The sequence below is a fragment of the Nostoc sp. GT001 genome (assembly GCF_030382115.1).
Classification (GTDB): domain Bacteria; phylum Cyanobacteriota; class Cyanobacteriia; order Cyanobacteriales; family Nostocaceae; genus Nostoc.
In genome coordinates, this window is record NZ_JAUDRJ010000003.1 from 5,198,717 (window position 1) to 5,221,055 (window position 22,339).

Below are 22,339 nucleotides of genomic sequence, written 5' to 3' on the forward strand. Positions count from 1 at the left end.
ATGGGGCATTGGGGATTGAGGATTGGAAAACTCTTCCCTTATTCCCCATTGCCTATTTTTACCTCACCTCTGCCACGGCTTGACGTGCTGTTCGCATGGATTGAACAAATTGCTCAAACAAGTAATCAGCATCGTGTGGGCCAGGACTAGCTTCTGGGTGATACTGTACGGAGAACACAGGTAGAGATTTGTGCCGTACCCCGGCAATGGTGCGATCATTTAAGTTTAGGTGGCTAATTTCCACAACTGCCGTAGGTAAAGAATCTGGGTCAATAGCAAAACTATGGTTTTGGCTAGTAATTTCTACCCGTTGTTGTAAACCTAGCAGGCTGATTCAAACCACGATGACCAAATTTGAGTTTATAGGTTTCTGCCCCTAGTGCATGACCTAAAATTTGGTGTCCCATACAAATACCAAAGATGGGTTTTTCACTTAACAGGAGTGCTTTGGCAGTTGCAATCCCTTCAGTGACGGCAGCAGGGTCGCCAGGCCCATTAGAAAGAAACACACCATCTGGATTGTATTTGAGAATTTCTTCTGGTGGTGTATCAGCGGGTACAACAATTACCCGACAACCATAACTTACTAATCGACGTAAGATATTGCGTTTTACGCCAAAGTCAAGGGCAACAACGGTAAAGGCTTCCCCAAGATTTTCCCCAGCCTCAGCGTTGAATTCCCAAGCTGGAATTGTGGGATCAGACCATTCATAAGCCGTTGGGGTGGTGACTTCACGAACCAGATTCAATCCTGCCATGTTGGGGGCTGCCTGTACCTGCTCTAGCAATTCCGCTTCATCGAGAATGGTTGTAGAAATGCCACCGTTCATCGCTCCGAACATCCGAATTTTGCGCGTGAGGGCGCGGGTATCGATGCCGTAGATCCCTGGCACATGATTTTGTTTGAGGTAGTCAGGTAAAGTTTGTGTCGATCGCCAGTTACTTGGACGCTGACAAATATTCCGGGCGATCGCACCCCGCACTTGGGGCCCATCTGATTCTTCATCTTCAGGATTGACGCCAGTATTCCCCAATTCAGGATAGGTAAAAATGACAATTTGACCGCGGTAACTAGGGTCAGTCAGGACTTCTTGATAGCCTGTCATGCCAGTGTTGAACACCACTTCTCCGATCGCGGTTCCCGTCGCACCAAAAGACCAACCGCGATAAGTGGTTCCATCTGCTAGGACAAGTAAAGCTGGTATTGAGTCAGTTAGGGGCATAGGTGATAGCATTGGGGATTGAGCATGGGGCATTGGGGAGGCAGTGCGGTCTTCTCCCAAGGGGAGACGCCAAGGGCGATAGGGCAGCGTTAGCGAGTCTGCAAGAAGCGTCTGGGGTCTCCCCAAGTGGAGCAACTGCCGTCATGGGGCATTGGGAAAACTCTGTTTTGTCGTCTATTCCCCATTCCCTATTCCTTAAGACTGCGATTGTTAATTATCCCATAAGTTGAGCAATTGGGAGTTTTTAAGATAGTTAATTAAAATTAAAAGGGAATTAAAGTAGCGGGAGTGGATTTGGCAAAGCTTGGGCAGTTAAAATTAATTATGCTTCAGTCTTTTTTATCCCGTGCAACCCTAATTTTTGTATCAAGCGCTCTAGCGGTTTTGTGTGTTGCCTGTAGTGAAGACAAACTGAACACAGCTACTGGTGGCGATGAACAACCTACGCCAATTGGGGATCTAGCACCAGTCCAGCCTACCGTTGAACCAGTAAGACCAGCAGCTAGCCCAGAAGCGCAGCCGCTAGATCCGTTTGAAAGCGAACCAAGTCTCTTTGAGATCGGACGAGACAAAGCTGTTGGCGCTTGGAGTATCAGCCAATCGGCTCAATCTCCAGATGATTGGAAATTGGTGGCAAGTCAGTATAAGGAGGCGATCGCGCTGATGCAAAAAGTACGGCGACAAAGCCCAGAATTTGCGATCGCTCAAACCAAAATTAAGGAATATCGCCGCCAAGTTAAATATGCCCAACAGCAAGCTAATCCTCGTCCTGTTGCCGTTAGAGAACCTCATAAAATAGTCGTTGTTGTTCCTCAAAGAGAAACCACACCAAAGTTCACTTTACCTCCTATACAAGCAAAACCGTTATCACCAGAGCCAGCTTTGCCGTCATCAGCAGTGGTGATTCCCGATGAAGCAGTATTTACAGCGCCGATAAAAAGACGAATTGGTGGTACGCCAATTGTGGAAGTTACCTTTAATGGTCAGCAACAATTTGAGATGATTGTGGATACGGGAGCAAGTGGCACTGTCATCACCCAAGAGATGGCTAATGCTTTGGGAATCGTGACAGTGGGAAAAGCTAAGGCAAACACCGCGAGTTCTAGAGCGGTAGAATTTCCTGTGGGCTATGTTAATTCGATGGCAGTTGGCGGGGTAATAGTGAATAAAATACCAGTTGCGATCGCAGGTGCGGAACTAGATACTGGACTTTTAGGACATGACTTTTTTGGTAATTATGATGTCACCATTAAGCGTAATGTCGTAGAATTTCGCCCGCAATTGCGATCGCAAATCAATCCGCCAGAAACTCAACTAACTCCTCCAACTTCGTCCAAGCAGCCCCACTTTGTAGGATATCCTTAGCGATTTTAATCCCTTGGGCGTGATCGAGGAGTGCGATCGTACCCGCTACTTGCAGCGCCAACGATGCATTTAATGCTACTGCGTCCTGTTGTGCCTGAGTTCCCTTACCTTGGAGTACAGCCTTGAGAATCTCCGCATTCTCTTGGACATCTCCACCCCGAAGCATACCGATGGTAGCAGGTGTTAAATCTAAATCTAGGGGATTAATAGTAGTTAACTGCACTTCTCCGTCTGATAACACCGCCAAATCAGTTTCATCTCCTAACCCAGCCTCATCAAGTTTTTCTCGCCCGTGCAGCACAATCGCCTTTTGCTTACCCAAATTCTGTAAAGCTTCGGCAACAGTTGCCAAAAGTTTGGGAGTAAATAAGCCTACCACTTGCCCAGTTGGACGCAAGGGATTTACTAACGGCCCGAGCAAATTAAAAATTGTTCGCACTTTCAAAGTCCGCCGTAATGAGGCAACGGCCTTGAGTGCTGGATGCCAACCAGGAGCAAACAAGAAGGTGATCCCTACTTCTTGTAGTGCGGCTTGTACTTTTTCACTAGAGGCACTTAAGTTTACACCCAAGGCTTCCAATACATCTGCACTTCCTGTGAGACTTGAAGCTGAACGATTGCCGTGTTTGGCAACAGGTACGCCAGATGCAGCCGCAACAAAAGCAACGGCTGTAGAAATATTAAAGGTTGATGACCCATCTCCACCAGTGCCACAGGTATCTATTAGGGGAATTGGGGATTGGGTAGATTCTTTCCCAGTCCCCAGTCCCCAGTCCCCAGTCCCCAATTTTGATTGAGATTGTAATACTTCAGCCATGCTAGTTAACTCGTCGGCAGAAATGCCTCTAAAGTTCAGCGCTGTTAATATAGCCCCTGATAACTCCGGGGGAACCGCTTCACTGAGCCAACCTTGCATCAATTCAGCCGATTGAGTACGAGACAATGATTGTCCATCTATTAATTGTTGCAGCAGGATATACCAGCTAGCAGAGGATTCTTGAGCAGGGATTGGGGAAGTTGTCATAACTAAGATTTGTATGTTGTAGCTATATTGAGAGCTATGGGAGTTATACTACCGGAAAATTGGAAGCTATCAAAGTTAGATTTAAATCTCAAGGCTTAATTGCAAAGCTGGATTCGCAAGGTTTTGATTTGGTGCTTTATTTTCCAAATATAGTTTAACTTCGTAATTAGTAATGAATAACTCTTTCCCTTTAGCCGCACCACTCTGCTTATAGTTATTCATCCCATACTGTAATTCCCACTCGGAAATATTAGCCCATTGAAAATTTTCTCGAATTTGCTGTGAGTTGTCGTAGGTAATTAGCCAGCGATGATGACATTTTTGCAAAAGTTCGGCAAATCTCTGATGTTCAAAAGAAGTGTGCAAGTCACCGTCTTTACCATATAGTTTTGATTTTGTAGCACTAAAATACGGTGGATCTAAAAATAAAAATACATCCTTTTCCTCTGATTTTAATAGATGGCTATAATCTAAATTTGTAATTTGGACATTTTTTGATAAGATGTTTTCTAACTTTTCAAGTCGTTCTATTGAAGAATCAGTAAATCTTTTATGGAAAGCTTCTTGGGAAAAACCACCTGATTCTACAGTTCCAGAAAAAGTAATTCTATTGAGGACGAAAAAACGAACGGCTCTTTCTAAATCAGATAAATTATTGACATCTACACTAGTCAATTCTGAAAACAATAATTTGCCGTCTGTATACTTTAGTTTAATATGTCGAATTTCTTTAACTAACTGAACTAGATCCGATTGGGCAAGTTTCCAGAATAAGAAGAGTTCGCGGTTTAAATCGTTAATCCAAATTTTGATATCAGGAAACTTTTGTCTTAAATAAATGAATACAGAACCACCACCCACAAAAGGTTCTCGAAATTCCGAAAAGCTCTCTGGTAAATATTCAGATATTTGATTTATTGCTTTCGACTTCCCACCAGGATATCGTAGAGGACTTTTGATCATAACCAAAAATTATAATATAATGTTTAAAAATTACTGGATACTTCTATTTTAAGTTTCTGATTATTTTTAGCTTATGAGAAGTCAGCGCTTCTCTCTTACTAGCACTCTGAGAACCTTTAAGAGAAATATTCTTAAATTCCTCGAACTCTTCTCTGATTTGAATGGAGAACTTCTGCCATATATTCAAATTTTTATTAATATTTGTCTTTGCCATAGTTCAGTATTGGCTATTAAAGCATAGAAATAACGAAGCAAGAGTTAATTTCCTCCTCAATGGTTACAATTTTCTGAAGTAAGCTACCAAGGCTCATTTTATGCACCGTTCTGCACCCTATCAACCTTTGTTGTTGCGAATTCTTCACGGCTTAAGTGGAATTTTAGTTATCGCGGCAATCATTACCGGATTTCTGGTTTACAACACATACGATCGCCGATTTGGTAAAATATCATTTCCTCAAATTGCCGATATTCAAGGCATTCACGGCACTTTTGCATTATGTTTCTTGCTTGTTCTGCCAGCTTTTGCCCTCTATAGCTTTCATTCTGGACAAAAACGCCTAGTTCAATCTGATTCTTTGCGGCAACTAACCCAGGTTGGCAAGCCGATTTGGTGGGTTAGTTTGCAACGTCTAGCAAATACTCTCATGCTCATCGCCGCTATTTTGGCTGTGAACTCTGGCAGGATGATGAAGGAAGAATGGCTTCCAGCAGGGCAGCTAGATCATATTTGGTACTCCCTCCATCTTAGTGGCTGGGTTGTGATGGTTTGCTGTGTGGCAATTCATGTTTTGATGTCTATCAAGGTGGGTGGTGCGCCGTTGTTACTTTCAATGCTTTCATGGAAGTTTCGCCCAGAAGATAGCCCTGCTAAATGGTCTAGTCGTTTTCGTGGTTGGTTGACTAGCTTACAAGCTAACTTTGGTGCGGTAATGAATAATTTTATGCAAAACAATTTTTACCTCAGAATTATTGAGGTGATTGTGCTGGGTGGAATTCTGACAGCGTTTGTCTTACCTATATTTTTTCCTGGTTAGGTAATTGGCTGTTGCTGCCTAGCTTGCCGCCGTAAGTATCGCAAACCTACTAACACAAAACTACGCATACGCAATATATACTCACTAACTAATTTTTGCCTTGATTTTATGTTGCATTCTCTTAAAAATCTGTTACATTACTTTACAGGCAGTGATAACTGTTACAACATAAAAGCTCGGAGTATTATTTATGGCAGACGTTAAGAAGACTACGCCTTCGGTTTCAGAAGATCCTAATGCTTTGCGCTGGGGCTTCACTCCTCAGAGCGAAAATTGGAACGGTCGTTTTGCAATGATTGGTTTTTTATCTGCTGTTGCACTTGAAGTGTTTTCTGGTCAAGGGATTTTACACTTCTGGGGCATCCTTTAAATTTAAACGTTTTTACCTTCATTAGATTATGAGGCAAGGCGGGGATTCGCAAAATCTTCTGCCTTGCCTCGTAATCTCAAGAATTAAAAAAGTTGCTAGCATCTAGCGTGATGAGCGAAATATTACACGCCCTGGAAATTCTTCTTGATTAATTCGCGCATAAACTCGAAGACAAGTTAAGACTTCGCCAGGAATACCACCACAGTCAAGTTGTAAGTCATCCTTAGATGAAGCGCAGACATCCGCATAAAGTCCCGATAATTGGCGAATTCGCACTTCATTACCTGCATTAATAGCCTCATCAGCGACTTTCTTCAGGATGCGGCGTGATTCATGTTGTAGCTTTCCCCACCAAGAATAGCGTTCAGCGGGTGGTACAAATATTAGGGAATGTATAGCCTCGTCCATATCAATCCAGGTACGGAGGATTGATAGGGGATCAGTGTTTTTCTCTGCTTTCTGGGTGCGTTGGAAGCGATCGCTTAAAGCATCAATATATTGATCGCGCTGTTCTGGTTTGGAGTGTAAGGAAATAACATCGAAGCTAAAAACGCTCTTTAAAGCATGATGTAAATCTGGGTCTATTTCAATAAAATTCATATATAAAAATAGGAATGCTGCTGGTAAATCGGATGCATTCCCTTGGATAATTTGAGAATTGGAAAGTGCTTGTTGATACAAGGTCAATCCCTGAGTTTGAACAGTACCACTAAGTCCGGGGTAGATAATTTCGTCGCGGATAAAGGGAAGTTGATAAAGGTTAGAATTATCTGCGATCGCACCAACTTCTTGAGCTAAATCTAAGGTGCGTTGTTGCCAAGATGCAGCTAAGTCCTCTGGGACTCGTAGCAGTTTGCGTTGAATCTCATTCCACAAATCTGAGTCTGTTTGGCTTTGCAGTTGGGAATTACCCAGATAATAACTGAGTTCTGAGTCAGAATTAAAAGCTTCTCGAAGGTGATTTAGTTTTAACTCATCTGGCGGATCTTCCCAACCAGTATTTTGCTGTGGCGGTGCAGGTTGTAAGAGGTTATGAAGTTCTTGCAACACATCATCGCATATTTTAGATCCTGGATCTAGTGGAAATTCAGCGCGAGCCTGATTTAAACTAGCCTCTAGTCCATACAAACTAAACCGCAGTAATCGGGCTAACTCCGAGTTTTCTATCTCTAATAATTGACGCAAGTGCTGCATAAATATCACCTCCAAAGCGAATAAAACTTGGCAAACCTCCGCGCACCTTTGCGTTTACTCCGCGCCCCTTTGCGTTTAAAAATCTTCATTTTTTTTCAACGCAGAGGAACGCAAAGGTAAGCGCAGAGGAACGCAGAGGTTTAATGTATGCCGCAAAAGGGATCGCGTTCTTTGTCAACTTCATTAGGTTGCAATTCTAATTCAGCACGGTAAACACATCCTTCTTCTTTCAGGCATTCTTGATTTTGTGATGTCCAGTAAGGGACTTCACCAGCGTGCATCCTTAGAATACCTCGATCGTCAAGAGTTACACGATATTGGCAAGGGTAATCTGTGGTTACATCTGGTTTACTGAGTGCGCCAATTCTTATCCATTTTTTGCTGTTGGTTTCGGCATCTGTTTGATAGACATAGAAGGTGTGCTGGCCAGTTTGTGGGAATGGAGGTAAAGGATTACTAATTAACCCAATTCCTGGTTGTGTCACACCATCGCGGAGATAGTGAAATTTGTGAAACGTTTTACTACCATCATTTCCGACTTCAAATACGAGATGATAGGCATCTGGTTGATCGACGGTTGCGGACTCAATCACATTGACGGCAATATCACCATCATTTAAGTCTTTATTGAAGCGTTCTACAGCAATATTCCAGTTTAATTTACCATCAGCAAATAGCGCTGAAGTTTCTGAAACTACCGATTCTAAATCAATACCAGAAATATCAATCAAATAATGGGGATTTCCTTGACAAAGCAATACGTTAAATTCGAGGGTTTGGTCAATCTCAAACTGGACTTTTATTTTTTTCAGAAATTCTACTTCTAGCATTTCCAGTTGATTCATGAGGTTTTTGCCGTCAAAGCTTCCCCATAGTCGTAAATCCCCCTCTTCGTAATCTTGACGATAGATAATATTAGTTAATTGTATACCTTGCCAATGAGTACGAACTTTGGCGACAGTTTCCCAAGGTGCGAGTTGATAGAGTTCTTGTCCAGCTTTGAATATAGTTAGTAAATCGTTGCTTTGGGTTTTGCGTTTGAAGTTGCAGGGCAAATAATAAAATAGGTTTTTAACATCAATTTCTAGCTGGTTGGCTCCCTTACGCAGCAAGCTTTTAGACTCTTCTGGATCGAATCTCAATCTTCGTAGCTTTTCGGCATAGCAAGCCCCGGCGGAGGTGGCTAGCTTAGTAAATTCCAACACAAAGGTAATCCGTTCTGGATTCCAGACAAAATATGGAGATTTACTAAATTCTTGGTAAATTTGGCGCTGTACTATGTCTAAATTACAAGTTTTCCCAGACAAAATTAACCAATCAACTTTTTGGGAATTCCAAGAATCTTTGGTAAGATCATCGGGACGTAATCGACTTTCCATTAATCCTTTGGCAATTCCGATCGCTTCTTTAATTCCAGATGCAGCTGCTCGTTCAAATTGTTGGTTATCTAGGGTGACGCAGATGTTATTTGGATCTTTGACTTGCAATTTAACGGCGCTTTGGGTAAGCAATTCGGAAATTTGCTGCTCAGAAAGTGTGAAGGTTAATAGAGAATTCTCTGTTGGTGGCTTTTGCCCAAGTTTAAGTTTAGCTGCTTCTGCATAATCCCAGAGAATATAAAATGATTGTAGGCGTTGAGGTGCTTGTTGCCAACGGGTGGGCAATATTTTATCGGCAGTATCTAGAGCGTCTTTGTAAGAAATATCCCCTTCAGGATTCTCTCTGTCTAGACATTTGAAAAGACTGCCAGTTTTGAATTTGCCTTGTTCTAAGAAGCGCTCGTTTATCTCAGAGTTAATTAAATCTTCTAACTTTTCGTTTTCTATATTACCTGTTGTTACTGCTGCCAATAAAAAGTCTGCGATCGCAACTTTTAATAATCTAAAAATTCGCAGTGTAATTAACTCACCACCTAGCTGTAAATGGCCGGATGAACCTAATAGTTTGGGAGTAAGTTTATAGTAACGTCCTCCTAAACCTCGGTCTTCATAATCAGCAAAAGCTGGGGTTTTATCTTCTAGAGTCAGTTCGATTAAAGCTAAGTCTGTGGTTCCCCCGCCAATATCCAATACGAGGACATTTTGTGACCATTTATTTCCTACTTGGCGACAACGGGTTTTGAATGACTCGATACCAATGTTGAGATTACCGCCAAATTCTCGCCATAAAAAGAATATTGCTACAGAAACGGCTTCATCATAAGCAGTTTGTACATCGTCGATCCCCAACTGCTCAACTAATTCCCTAACTTCCTTACGAACAACTGGAGGGGCGACTGTTGGGTAAGTGACAACTGCTGTTAAAAAATCTCCTTCCGAAAATCTGCGTCGTGCGTGTTGGCGGTAGTCTTCAGTTAACTCGATTAAATGCGCCCAAGCAGATTGGATTAACTGGTTAGCGGTAATTGTTTCTTCTTCGCCATCTAAAATAACTGAAAACGATCGCTCCTGACCAAAATAGCGTTTGGGTGAATGGTGAAACCTGCTGATGATTTCCTTTAAAGAACCGCTTGTACCTTGAGCGATCGCTTTTTTTCGGTTATCTCTAGCTTCCCTTCCCATCCGCAGTTTTAGATCCCCTAAGTGCGAAATTTCCGACTCGCTGGGAATTTCTGTATCGCGGCGATCGATATCTAGCACAACTGGGATCAGATTTTGCGATTCTAGGGTAGGGACGCGGAACACCTCATGATAAATTTGGTAAAGTTTTTTGCTGACAGCACGGCGGAATCTCTCGCTGTTCCCTAAAGAAAGTTCAATTTGGCGAATTGCTTCCAAAAATCGCTCTTTATTATCACTTTCAAATACTTCACTCAATCTGCTGGGTTCTATCTCCAAATTTTTGCTAATCTCTGTGATAAACTTTGCCCAATCATCAGCGCTGACATCCGGTAAAGCTACGGAGGCGGGAGAACTGAGCCAGTGCGATAAGCGATCGCGTAACCGAATTTCTTGTTCCTTGGGTAAAATTTCTGCGATCGGTACTTCAATTGGATCGAAAAGTGTAACTGTGGAATTCGACGTACCAAAATCTAAAGCAAACCATCCTGGAAATCTTTTTTGTTGTTTCTCGCTTGGTTCGCGATCGCTATAGTTATTCAATTGGAAAGGGTTCATTATAGTATTCACTTTCTGTTGTTTATTTTATAGCTGGCTAAAAACTGTAATATTGCATTATAAAATTACAAATTCAGAGAATCCTTGGTCTTGTACCATTGATTCTCTTTAGCACTGGCTTTTTTATTTGGCGCGATATCTACGTTGGGCTTCGCTTTTATATAAAAGGATGTAGGCGTAGCCCAAACTAGGCATTGCTATGAAAATTACGGCAGTTACTAAGTTGATGTTGAAGACTCTTGCTCAGTTGCAAGTCTTACTTGTTCTACTTGTTCGATAGTTAAATCAAGTAACTGGGCAACCTCTTCTATCGAAATACCATAATCTAAGAACCGAGGTATAAGTTCAAGTTTTGCTTGTTCTCGTCCTTTTTCTCGTATTTCTTCTAGTGCTTGTTTTAATCCTTCTTGTCGTCCTTCTTCTTTAGCTTCTCGATAAACCCTAGTTTCTTGTAACGTAATTTCAAACATCGCCTCTACCTCTTCACGACTTAGGTTTGAAAATTTATAAACAGCATAAGCGTAGTCCGCCGTAGGCATCGTTGCGATTACTCAGCGGCAAGTCTTACTTGTTCGATGGTTAAATTCAGTAATTGGGCAACCTCTTCCATCGACATACCACGAGCTAAGAACTGAGGTACAAGTTCAAGTTTTACTTGTTCTCGTCCTCGTTGTATTCCTTGTTCTAGTCCCTCTTGTTTAGCTTCTTGATAAACCCTAGTTTCTTCTAACTTAACTCCTAACATTGCCTCTACCTCTTCACGACTTAAGTTTGCGAATTTATAAACTGCAATTGTTGTGATTACATCTATTATCTCCTTCTTAGCCAAAACAGTTATCTGCTCTTGTTGCACCCGCTCAATTAAACGTTTCGCTTCCTGAACCATTTGAGTCTCTGAGGCAATAGTCAACAGCATCAAACTGATACCTACTTTGTACTCATCAGGACTACCTAACTCATCTAAATAAATTCGTTGTACTTGAGAACTGTTCAGTAACGATCTATGAATAGTGGTGTTTTCCGGTTCCAAGCTGCGAGACTGTAAAATAATTACCCCGTACCAGTCATCGTAAAGCGATGGGTTACGATACATATACAGCATGGATTCGGAGAAAAACCGATGGTACAGTAACTCATCCTTTTGGAATTGTACCTCAGCAAAAAAGATCGTCTGAGATGTTGCATCCGGTGGAGGTAAAAATACCCCATCAATCCGAAATGTTGGTTCTTTAACTTCAACTGATTCAAAGCGATAGCTAGCAGCTTCAGGCGGTGGTTGTTCTACTAACTCAAAAAACAATCCTGGGATACGCTTAAAAATTGTATAAAAAATTGCATCACGTCTCACAAATATATCCTCATATCTCTATGCGATCGCGTCATCTCAAATCCAAATCGTCTGAGGGAGAAACAGCCGCCATTTCAGAAATAATTTGCAACCAAGTAGGAATTTGGATCTCAGATGGCAATTCTCCAGCCGCCAAATATCTTAGCAAAGTTTCTTTTTTGGAAAGGTTTTGCAGACTAGGAATAATTTGATCTAAAATGCCTTCTAGTTCGTAATTAATTTGCTGATTAACTTCACTGACATACTGCACAAGATGAAGGCTGGCGCTAGCAGTAATTTCATCTCGCAGTCGCAGTACTAAAAGTTGGTGATTGCTCGATCTGGGTAAGCCTTGGCTTTTCTCTGGTGCCCAATCAAAGATTTGACCGACGTTGTGTTTATCGTCTTGACGTGCTAGAGGAAAGATAATTTCGGGTGCAACGGTTTTGTCTTTACTACTGATTTCAGCGATAATTGCTTCTTTCCATTCGTTAGGGTCGCATCCTAGTAATAATTTATAAAAGAGATCGGCATCTTCAAAACCAAATTTTTCTTCGATTTCTTGTTCCATTTCTGAGTGGAAAAATGCCTGCAATTGTTCGCGTTCTGGGGCTATATAATTTGATAATTGGCTCAACAAATCTACCACGGCTTGCTGGATGCGATCGCGGGCAAAATCTTCTACTTCTTTAACGGTTTTCTCAAATACTGGATAAAAATCATCACTCTTAGTCGGAAGGGAAGTATTTACGCGGTTTCCCCGATCGAATAATTTCCCAGCTGCACCTTTAGATTCTGCCAGAGCGATCGCTCCATTATTAGCTTTGTTGAAGAGTAGAGTCCACTGGTTCCAATTAAGTATTCTAAAGGTGAGTTCGTCTTTTACTACATCGCTGACAACAACACCGCGCCGATCTTTGAGTGGTTCTTTGCCGATATCTTTTTGAAAATTTCTGTAAATTTTATCTAAGCTTTCGACCACAAAGCGCAATTCTATAAAAGCCGGACTATCGCCTGTGGGGATACCTTGCTCGTGAATTTCATCTATGATGTCTTTCAAGTGATCTTGTTGCTGACTCACCACATCAGCAGCTCTTTTGGTATCTTCATGCAGTTGCTTCAAACCATGAGTAGCTACGTGAGTTTGAATCAATTCGCGCAGCTTACTAAGTCCGCCATCTTGACTAAAGTAACCCAACTGTCTACCCAAATAGCTACGGGTATTAGATTCTATCAGCCGTTCACTTAATAGCTCCCATTTCTGTTGTAGCCGTTTAGACCTGTCTAGGTAATCAGGATAGTCTAGGTTAGCCAAAAATTCTGGTGAGCCAGCTTTGACTTTACTAGAACGTTTTGCCAATTCAGCTAATCCCAATAGTGGCGACAGTAAAACGATGCGGTCTTTTTGAGTTGTAAACGCAGCTGCACCGTCAATGGTAGTTTGCAGAACTTTGAGTTTTTGGAGAACCGTTTCCTCTTCTAAATGGCTATCTTCAATCAGATGGTCAAGTTCTCTTTCGCCACCCTCACTGTCTAGAGGTAGTTGATCGAAACGACCCACACCGACGAGAATTAAATCTTTCAGGTCTTGTCCCGGTCGCTGCTGCTGCATCATGGTGAAGATTTTATTGGCGCGATCGCTTCCGGGAGATTTACCATTTAGCAATACCAAAATTGTCTGTACTTCTGCCAATTCCCGCAGTGACAAGAAGGTATCCCTAGCCCCGGAATTAGCAGCCCCCAATCCGGGAAAATCAATGAGAATAAATTTAGCTGCGTCTGCAAAATCCCAAATTTCCCGTGAGATTTTGACATCGATATCGACGCGGCGGATTAGTGGAAAGCTGTTTTGCAATAACTTTGTTGGTAGCCTCTGGGGTGGACTGGGTAATCTAATGTGCGCTGGCGGTAGATCCTCAAATTTCAGAGTTTGGATTGCCATTGGCTGCTCGACTAGCTGTAGCCCCTCGCGGGCGGTGATAGCATCAATCTGGTAGTGCCCACCACACATAACTTCCCCATAAGCTTGATAAGCCCGCAGGAATAATACCAACTCTCGGAGTAAATAACGCAGTTCTAAATTGTTACTGCTATTCCATGCTTCTTCACACCAGCCAATAATATCTGTGCCAGAGTTGAGTTTCGATACTGGTATCGGAGGAAGCCCCGCTGCTGTTGTTCGTTTATTGGCTTCCCCTAGCATGAAGCGTAGACACTCATGTACGCCTTCGTGAGAAAGATATTCTACCGTAAAGTTACTTAATTGCGTCGTTGTAAAATCGTCTTGCGGAATAATATGTATGGCGGTAACATTACCTGTAGTGGGGTTTTCACTAACTGGCAAAGCATCTGCATATCCAATTAGACTGCCTAAAAGTAAGGTTTTTCCACTACTAAATTCTCCCATCACACCAATTTTGACAGGCGAAGTTGCCAGGTCTACAGTTTTCTGGGCAGCCGATCGCAAACGAAGAAGACAGTCATCAAGACTAGCTGGAACCCAATCTTCTTCTTTAGAAGGGTACTGGGGCACAGAATCTATCTTTCGGAGGATGAATTCGCCGTACTCCTTAAAACGGCCCAGTTTATCTGGTTCCATAAAGTAGTTTCCGCCTAACATTAATTTCTGTGAGCTTTATAACACATAAAATGCGATTACCAGGCATTGTTACAACCAGTTGATATCACATTTAGCATTTCTCTCATTTAATTTGTGATTTTGCTATAGCAATCCTAAATCAAACGCGCAGATATGTTCTCTTTTTCTTAGCATACTTCTTACAAGATACTGTGCGTAACCCTACGAGGAAGCAAGCTATATGTAGTATCTTGTAGAGAGACAGTTCGTCATCACCTAGATTTATCATCACTCAGATAGGATTGCTATATAAAGCATTTTGACTAGTCAAGACTGTTTTGAAAAATTGGGTTTTGTTGGGAACAATAAAAAAGAATACATTCATCATTATCTAAAATTACAAATACATAAAGTTGGTTTTTATACAACTAATCAGATAATGACTGCTTAATACAGATGTGACTCTAAAACTCTTTTATACCCCCTGATTTTAAGCAAGATAGATCCATCAGCCAGATTTTAATTCATGCTGAATTCTTCTTGATAAAAAATCAATATTTATTTTGGATAAAATTCTTGATTATTGTGAATTTCTTATAAAGATGTAAATGCCTTACAGAGAATCATATAGTTTCCGTAAAGCTAAATCAGGTTTTTGAGCAATGCACTTACATAGCTAAGATGAATTTATCAGTGATTTTAAAAATAAACAAAGTCAAAGAAGCTTCCTGATATATAGATAGTTTAAATTTCACAAAAAATGCTGAAGTTAATCTTAATGATAACTTCAGCATTTTTTCAATTTATTTACAGTAAAAGAGGAATTGCTGGGCATATAAAAATAAATAAAGTATTAAGATAATTAGCAGGTTGGCATAAACAAGATTATATCCATGTATTAAGAAATCGTATTTTCAGCATATTACCTTAATAATTTAGGCAGAGCAGGCAGGCAAAAGTGTTTTCTAAAAAGGTGCAGAGCTACGTTAAACAAATCATAGTTGAAGAGGAAGAAATACAACAGGATGAAAAAGTATTCTGCCAGCAGGCGGATATTGCTCCTCTGATGATTTGGATGTCTGGATGCAATGCACTTTATTGTTACTTCAATTCTAATTGGCTGAAATTTACTGGAACACATCTCACAAAAGCCGCGTCTGCATCTGCGCTAGAAGAGGAAATAGGCAATATTTGGACTGGCAGCGTCCATCCAGAAGATAGACAGCGATGCGAAGATATATACCTGAGAGCATTTGCGACGTATGATTCCTTCCAGAGGCAATATCGTCTGCGTGGTGCTGATGGCGAATATCGCTGGATTTTAGATACAGCCGCGCCACGATTTGCGGCAGATGGTAGCTTTGTTGGTTACATCGGTTATTGTATCGATTTAACAGGAGTGCCGATAGGGATCAGCCAACCTTCCTTAACAGAAAGCTACTCGCTGTCTACAAATTCTTCTCGTCGCCTACGTAAAATTACAGATAGAGAACGGGCGACAGAATTAGCAAAAGCATTAGAGCAACTGCAAACTGAAATTCGCAAACGCCAAGCAGTTGAAGCGCAGTTACGCCAAAAAACATCAGAATTTGCTGCGATTTTGCAAGTACTTCCTGATTCATACTTTCGTCTCGATGCTGATGGAAGTATTTTGGATTACAAGCCAGGATTGATAGAGAGTCTGTATATTCTACCAGGAGATTGTCAGGGCAAGAGTTTGCGAGAATGCTTACCAACTGCTGTAGGCGATCGCTTCGATCAAGCAATAAATCAAGTATTTGAAACTCAATATGAAGTTAGTTTTGAATATACCTTACCGTTACCGGAAGAAAATAATAATTTTGAAGCTAGATTATTACCATTACCAGACCAGCAAATCATAGTTTTGCTCCGCGACACCAGCGACAACATTCAAGCAGCCTTAATAGAAAGTGATGCCAAGTTCCGCAGCATTGTAGAAAATGCCAACAACGTTATTTTTGCGCTGACACTTGAAGGAATATTTTCCTATGTTTCTCCTAACTGGACTGAGATTTTTGGGCATGAGGTTGCAGAGGTTGAAGGCAAATCTTTTATTCCCTTTATACATCCTGACGATGTGCATATCTGTGCCGACTATTTCCAAAGAATTTTGACAACAGGCAAGAAACAAAAGGCGATTGAATATCGAGTAAAACACAAGAATGGTAGTTGGCGATGGCATACAAGCAACTCATCTGTTATTAGAGACGCCAATGGTAATGTTGTAAACTTCGTTGGTATTTGCTATGACACCACTGACCGTAAAGAAGCAGAAGTAGCTCTAGCAGAACGAGCGCGTTTAGCAAATTTTCGTGCTGATGTAGACGCGGCGTTGACGCAGAGTGACAGCTTACAGAATATGATGCGCCGCTGCACTGACGCCTTAGTTGAACATCTTGATGCAGCCTTTGCTCGCATCTGGACGCTAAACAAACAAGACAATATATTAGAGTTGCAAGTCAGTTCTGGGATGTACACCCATATCAATGGGCCACATAAATGTGTGCCAGTCGGTCAATTCAAAATTGGTTTGATTGCCGAAGAGGGCAAACCCCACTTAACTAACTCTGTGCAGACAGATCCCCGCGTTGGTAACAAAGAGTGGGCACAGCGAGAGGGTATGATCGCCTTTGCTGGCTATCCCTTGATTGTTGAAGATGAAATTGTAGGGGTGATAGCCATGTTTGCCCGCCAAACAATCACAGAATCAACTTTCACAGCACTGGAATTTGCCGCCCAAGAGATTGCCATTGGCATCAAGCGCAAACAAGCAGAAATTGCACTCAGAGAAAGCGCCCAACGAGAAGCACTCCTCAATCGTCTTTCTAATCAGATTCGAGCTTCTTTGGATCTCAATCACATTGTAGAAACCGCAGTGCAGGAGATTCACAACTTATTCCAGATCGATCGCTGCGCCTTCCTTTGGTATCGTCAAGACGCTGATGTACCATACTGGGAAAGAGTCTATGAGGCAAAAAGTTCTTTTTTACCCTGTATACTTAACCAACAAGAAGCGACTCATGCCGAAATCAAACTAATCGCAGCTAAAACCTTGAACGGAGAAATCATCCGCATTGATGATACTGAGACTGTGGACGATTCTATAGCACAGCAATTTTTGCAGGATTTTGGTTTCACTGCCTTTATGTCGCTACCCGTACATACCCAATCTGGCGAAATTGGTGCATTTAGCTGTGGTTATTGTAGTGGCTTTCGCCCTTGGTTGAACAACGAAGTAGAATTACTACAAGCAGTTACAGTTCAACTAGCGATCGCCATTGACCAAGCTAAACTTTATACCCAAAGTCGCATCACTGCCCAAACTGCCCAAGACAAAGCCCAGCAACTAGAAGCAGCGCTGCTAGAACTTCAACAAACTCAAGCGCAACTGATTCAAACTGAAAAAATGTCCAGTTTAGGACAATTGGTTGCAGGCATTGCCCACGAAATCAATAATCCCGTCAATTTCATCTACGGCAATATTAGCCACGCCAATGAATATACTAAGGATTTGCTGCACTTAATAGAACTTTATCAACAGAGTTACTGCCCACCAACACCAGAGATTGATCGACAAATCAATACCATTGATTTAGACTTTCTCCGGCAAGATTTGCCCAAAATCTTGGAGTCTATGAAGATGGGAGCCGAACGCATTCGGCAGATTGTCCTATCTTTACGCAATTTTTCTCGTCTTGATGAAGACGGTACAAAAGCAGTAGATATTCATCAAGGTATGGATAGCACCTTGCTGTTGTTGCAAAATCGCCTAAAAGCCAAACCAGGACATCCCGAAATCCAAGTTATCCGAGACTATGGCAACCTACCACCAGTAGTGTGTCACGCTGGACAAATGAATCAAGTGTTTATGAATCTGTTGACAAATGCGATCGATGTTTTAGAAGAGTCATACCCTGCGGGAAGGCGAAACGCCCATGTCATTAGTCATCTGTCATTAGTAAATAACACTACACAAATGACTTTTCCACAAATTCGCATTCGCACCCTCATCCAAGAAGACCATGTAATCATTAGCGTTGCCGACAATGGCCCAGGCATGACAGAGGAAGTACGCAAACGTTTATTTGACCCCTTCTTCACTACAAAACCTGTGGGTAAAGGCACGGGTATGGGATTATCAATTAGCTATCAAATTGTTGTCCAAAAACACGGTGGGCAAATCCAGTGTATTTCATCGCCAGGAGAAGGTGCTGAGTTTGTTGTGATGATTCCACTAAAGCAGGAACCCTCAACGTAGATACAGCAGTTTGCTTTTTAAGTGAGGTACAAAACGCAAAGCTCACACATCAGATATAAAAATAGGACTTACGCAAAAACCCTCTTAAACTCTCATTTCTCCGTGACCTCTGTGTCCTCTGTGGTAGCCTTCGGCAAGCCGCTTCTCTACTGTAGTATGGGCAATTAGATTGGAAAAACCTTGTAATCGTAGTACTATTTTTGCGTAGGTGTAATCTAACCAAGGCGATGTCTACGACTGTGTTAGATTACGCACTTTACAGAAAATCCCTGAGTACAAATAAAATAGAAGGCTGGGATGATACAACCCCAAAGTCAAAATAGTATCACCTACACACGCGTTATCCACCTAAGTCATGTAATTGACATAGATATTCCCCAATGGTCTGGAGATCCCACAGTAGAATTTGAAACTGTGGTTGAACTAAATAATGATGGCTATTACCTGCGGCGTTTCTCCTTGGGGGAACATAGTGCTACCCATATCAATGCTCCTAACAGTTTTCATAGTTCTGCTTTGGGAATTGACCAATACCCAGCCCAGTCTTTGGTTGTACCAGCGGTGGTCATAAATATTTGCCAAGCTACAGCAGTTAATTCTGATTATGCCCTGACTATTGCTGATGTTTTGGCTTGGGAAGCAGAATACGGTGAAATTTCTCCTGGCTGCGTAGTTTTACTGAATACTGGTTGGCAAAAAAAGTGGTTTGACAAGAGTGCATTCCTCAATCATGATGCTCAAGGGATTCCCCACTTTCCCGGATTTGGCAGCGATGCAACTCAATTTTTACTTGATAAACGGCACATTGCTGGAGTAGGAATTGATACGCATGGTGTAGACCCAGGACAGGATAACAGTTTTACGATTAACCGCCTAGTTTTAGAACAACCGCGCATTGTGTTAGAGAATCTGACAAATTTGGATCAACTGCCACCTAAAGGTACTACTCTAGCGATCGCACCTCTAAGATTACGTGGTGGTTCTGGTTCTCCTGTGGGAGTATTGGCCTTCGTGCCTTAATTTTTATATCGATATTTGCTTATCGCGCCAATTTCATAAACTTGAGGATAACCTAGAAAGCAAGCAAACTTAATACACAAGTTTCAGTGGATCATCGGAGATTTTCAAAATGACAACTCCGCTATCTTGCCGTAATTATATAGATGGCCAATGGTTGAGTGCTGGAGAAGAAGCAACCCTAGAAAGTCGCAACCCTGCCGACAAAACCGAAGTCGTGGCAACATTTCCCCGTTCGCAAGTGAAGGATGTAGATACAGCAGTAGCCGCCGCCCGTAAAGCCTACCGCAGTTGGCGCAAAGTCCCAGCCCCAGCGAGGGCAGAATATATCTTTCGCGTTGGGGAAATATTACTCCAGCATAAAGAAGAACTTGCCCAATTAATTAGTCGGGAAATGGGTAAACCCTTGACAGAAGCTAGGGGAGATGTCCAAGAAGGTATTGACTGCGCCTTTTACAGTGCTGGCGAAGGACGGCGATTATTTGGGCAAACGACACCTTCGGAAATGTCCAATAAATTTGCCATGACTGTGCGGATGCCCATAGGAGTCTGTGCCTTAATTACTCCCTGGAATTTCCCTGTGGCAATTCCTTGCTGGAAAGCGATGCCAGCCTTGGTGTGTGGTAATACAGTCATCCTCAAACCTGCCGAAGATACTTCCGCCTGTGCAACTAAATTGATTGAAATTTTTCAACAAGCAGGTTTACCACCAGGAGTAATTAACTTGGTGCATGGTGTGGGAGAAGAGGTGGGGAAAGCTTTAGTTGAGCATCCCAATGTAGATTTGGTATCGTTTACCGGTTCTTCAGAAACGGGTGCTTTTGTCGGTGCGACTTGCGGACGCACTCACAAACGTGTTTGTTTGGAAATGGGTGGTAAAAATGCTCAAGTGGTAATGGAAGATGCAGATTTAGAACTTGCTCTCGATGGTGCAGTGTGGGGAGCATTTGGAACAACTGGGCAACGGTGTACGGCTACCAGTCGGCTGATTTTGCATCGTGATATCAAAGAAAAATTTACGGCTATGCTTTATGAGCGTACCAGTAAATTACGCTTGGGTGCTGGCACTGACTCTGATACAGATATTGGACCGATAGTCAATGAAAAACAACTCCAACAGGTGAGCAAGTACTTAGATATCGCCCGTGAGGAAGGAGCAAAGGTTTTAATTGGTGGAGAAATTGCTAGTGAAGGCTCATTAAAAAACGGTTACTTCTTTCAACCAACTATTTTGGATAATGTAACTCCTGATATGCGAGTTGCTCGTGAAGAGATATTTGGGCCTGTGGTGGCATTAATTGAGGTTAATTCTTTTGAGGATGCGATCGCAATTCTCAACGATAGCAATTATGGTCTTTCTTCTTCAGTTTACACCCGCGATATCAATCGGGCTTTTACTGCCATGCGTGACATTGAAGCAGGTATCACCTATATTAACGGCCCGACTATTGGCGCAGAGGTACACTTGCCCTTTGGTGGTGTGAAACAAACCGGTAACGGACACCGCGAAGCTGGAACTACTGCAATGGATGTTTTCACAGAATGGAAAAGCGTCTATGTTGACTTCTCTGGAAGTTTGCAACGCGCTCAGATAGATAACCGCAGTTAATTATCTGCAAATACACCTCAGATAACCGCAGTTAATTATCTGCAAATACACCTCAGATAATTAACTACCTCTGGCTGTGCGAAAGTTTAAGCCAGGGGTATTTTATAAGACTCCTTGCAAAAGTCGGGGTAATATCATGTCCGCTTGATTGCTTATTAAACCCGAAGAACCCCACCCCCAACCTCCCCGCCTGCGGGGAGGTTGGGGGTGGAGTTATTTTATTATGGGTAATTTGGCGGACATGATATAAAGGGTAAAGAAACTCAAAATCCTTTCCCTTTACCCTGAGAGTGCAAAAATATATTTTTGCAAGAGGTCTATAGTAAATTTGGGTCAATTCCTCGTTGTTGTAATTTGGCTAAAAGTTCTTGAAGCTGCTGCTGAGTTTGTTCTAGCTGTTGTTGCTGTTGTGCGTTTATTTCTTCTGGAGTTTGGTATCTGTTACCATCTTGGTCATACCAAAATAGCCATTCTCGTGTTCTTCCTTGATAAGTAGCCTGTTCTCGTCCAATCCCTAAACCAATTTCTGGCATCCAAATTTGATCGCCGAGTTGTAAAATATACTTACCTTCAACTAAGCGATAAACTTCTAAACGTTGACGCTTACGACGTAGCCGCGTTGGTGCATAAATGGCATAGTATAAGATGCCTAATTGAGCATAGTCTATTTTCTTTTGTTCATATTCGCCATTATAGGTTTGAGAAACCACTTCTAAAGCTAAAATGGGCGCAATTCCTTCTTCTTCCCAGAAAACGTAACTAGAACGTCCGTTTTCTCCAACAAAACGTTCAACACCTAAACTCAAAAACCCATCGGGGACTATAGCAGGTTGTAATGGTGTATAGTAAATTCCCATATTGATACCGAAAAACCAGTCATCACGGGTTTGCCAAATCGAGGCTAAGATGGCTAACAATAAATTAGGAATTAATATTTGTAGTTCGTTATCCACAGGGGTATCATCAGAATCTCGTAATTCCGCCGATGAAGGTAGGCAGTCTAAGGGATTGTAATTATACATAATACTTGGTGATTGACAGTTATCAGTTAACAGTCATCAGTTAACGGTTAACCATTTTGATGAAAGCAATGCTTTTCGATATAGTTTAACCGCCTGTGTTTGATTAGTTTCACAACTCATTTGTTCCCATTGATTTAAGGGTAACTCAGGTTGCACATAATTCACCTTCTCAAACCTCGGCGTGGTTGTGGTGATGACTGCCGAGAAAATAAGGAAAC

The 22,339-nt window shown here is 41.9% G+C and carries 14 protein-coding genes and 1 pseudogene; 6 read left to right on the top strand and 9 right to left on the bottom strand.

Features of this window, described 5'->3' with window-relative positions; all coding sequences use genetic code 11:
• Positions 1-58: 58 nt before the first annotated feature.
• A pseudogene (gene carA, locus QUD05_RS24925) lies at positions 59-1,223 on the bottom strand (glutamine-hydrolyzing carbamoyl-phosphate synthase small subunit).
• Between the two features lie 324 nt (positions 1,224-1,547).
• Here carA and QUD05_RS24930 point away from each other — a divergent pair.
• Complete coding sequence (locus tag QUD05_RS24930) at positions 1,548-2,588, top strand: retropepsin-like aspartic protease family protein (RefSeq protein ID WP_289798431.1); 1,041 nt, start codon at positions 1,548-1,550, stop codon at positions 2,586-2,588.
• Here QUD05_RS24930 and trpD read toward each other — a convergent pair.
• Both trpD and QUD05_RS24940 read right to left on the bottom strand, forming a co-directional pair.
• Positions 2,518-3,612 (bottom strand): anthranilate phosphoribosyltransferase, encoded by a 1,095-nt coding sequence (gene trpD, locus QUD05_RS24935; protein ID WP_289798432.1) that lies wholly within the window; start codon positions 3,610-3,612, stop codon positions 2,518-2,520. The genes QUD05_RS24930 and trpD overlap by 71 nt on opposite strands.
• Before the next feature lie 81 nt (positions 3,613-3,693).
• Positions 3,694-4,575: a DNA adenine methylase gene (locus QUD05_RS24940; RefSeq protein ID WP_289798433.1), complete on the bottom strand. Its 882-nt coding sequence runs from the start codon at positions 4,573-4,575 to the stop codon at positions 3,694-3,696.
• 314 nt (positions 4,576-4,889) lie between these two features.
• On the opposite strand from QUD05_RS24940, the gene QUD05_RS24945 reads away from it, so the two are divergent.
• Both QUD05_RS24945 and QUD05_RS24950 read left to right on the top strand, forming a co-directional pair.
• Positions 4,890-5,609, top strand: coding sequence for a cytochrome b/b6 domain-containing protein (locus tag QUD05_RS24945; protein WP_289798434.1), 720 nt, complete (start codon positions 4,890-4,892; stop codon positions 5,607-5,609).
• A 190-nt stretch (positions 5,610-5,799) separates the two neighbouring features.
• A complete protein-coding gene (locus QUD05_RS24950) occupies positions 5,800-5,979 on the top strand; it encodes a CAB/ELIP/HLIP family chlorophyll-binding protein (RefSeq protein WP_069071239.1) in 180 nt (59 codons plus the stop codon).
• A 102-nt stretch (positions 5,980-6,081) separates the two neighbouring features.
• Here the strand turns inward: QUD05_RS24950 and QUD05_RS24955 are convergent, their stop codons facing one another.
• The 5 genes from QUD05_RS24955 to QUD05_RS24975 form a co-directional block, all read right to left on the bottom strand.
• Positions 6,082-7,173 (bottom strand): hypothetical protein, encoded by a 1,092-nt coding sequence (locus tag QUD05_RS24955; protein WP_289798435.1) that lies wholly within the window; start codon positions 7,171-7,173, stop codon positions 6,082-6,084.
• Between the two features lie 140 nt (positions 7,174-7,313).
• Complete coding sequence (locus QUD05_RS24960; protein WP_289798436.1) at positions 7,314-10,289, bottom strand: acetate and sugar kinases/Hsc70/actin family protein; 2,976 nt, start codon at positions 10,287-10,289, stop codon at positions 7,314-7,316.
• Between the two features lie 218 nt (positions 10,290-10,507).
• Positions 10,508-10,828, bottom strand: a complete 321-nt coding sequence (locus tag QUD05_RS24965; RefSeq protein ID WP_289798437.1) for an RpnC/YadD family protein — start codon at positions 10,826-10,828, stop codon at positions 10,508-10,510.
• Positions 10,829-10,836: 8 nt separating this feature from the next.
• Entirely contained in the window at positions 10,837-11,637 is an 801-nt protein-coding gene (locus QUD05_RS24970; protein WP_289798438.1) for an Rpn family recombination-promoting nuclease/putative transposase, read from the bottom strand.
• 31 nt (positions 11,638-11,668) lie between these two features.
• Positions 11,669-14,215, bottom strand: coding sequence for a GTPase family protein (locus QUD05_RS24975; protein ID WP_289798439.1), 2,547 nt, complete (start codon positions 14,213-14,215; stop codon positions 11,669-11,671).
• A 937-nt stretch (positions 14,216-15,152) separates the two neighbouring features.
• Between QUD05_RS24975 and QUD05_RS24980 the strand changes: the two genes are divergently transcribed.
• From QUD05_RS24980 to QUD05_RS24990, 3 genes are all read left to right on the top strand, one after another.
• Positions 15,153-18,473 carry a PAS domain-containing protein gene (locus QUD05_RS24980; RefSeq protein WP_289798440.1) on the top strand — a complete coding sequence of 1,107 codons (3,321 nt, stop codon included), beginning with the start codon at positions 15,153-15,155 and terminating at the stop codon, positions 18,471-18,473.
• 297 nt (positions 18,474-18,770) lie between these two features.
• A complete protein-coding gene (locus tag QUD05_RS24985; RefSeq protein ID WP_289798441.1) occupies positions 18,771-19,493 on the top strand; it encodes a cyclase family protein in 723 nt (240 codons plus the stop codon).
• A 109-nt stretch (positions 19,494-19,602) separates the two neighbouring features.
• Positions 19,603-21,099, top strand: coding sequence for an aldehyde dehydrogenase family protein (locus QUD05_RS24990; protein ID WP_289798442.1), 1,497 nt, complete (start codon positions 19,603-19,605; stop codon positions 21,097-21,099).
• 317 nt (positions 21,100-21,416) lie between these two features.
• Here the strand turns inward: QUD05_RS24990 and QUD05_RS24995 are convergent, their stop codons facing one another.
• On the bottom strand, positions 21,417-22,121 hold the full coding sequence (locus tag QUD05_RS24995; protein ID WP_289798443.1) for a Uma2 family endonuclease: 705 nt from the start codon (positions 22,119-22,121) through the stop codon (positions 21,417-21,419).
• Positions 22,122-22,339: the final 218 nt, after the last annotated feature.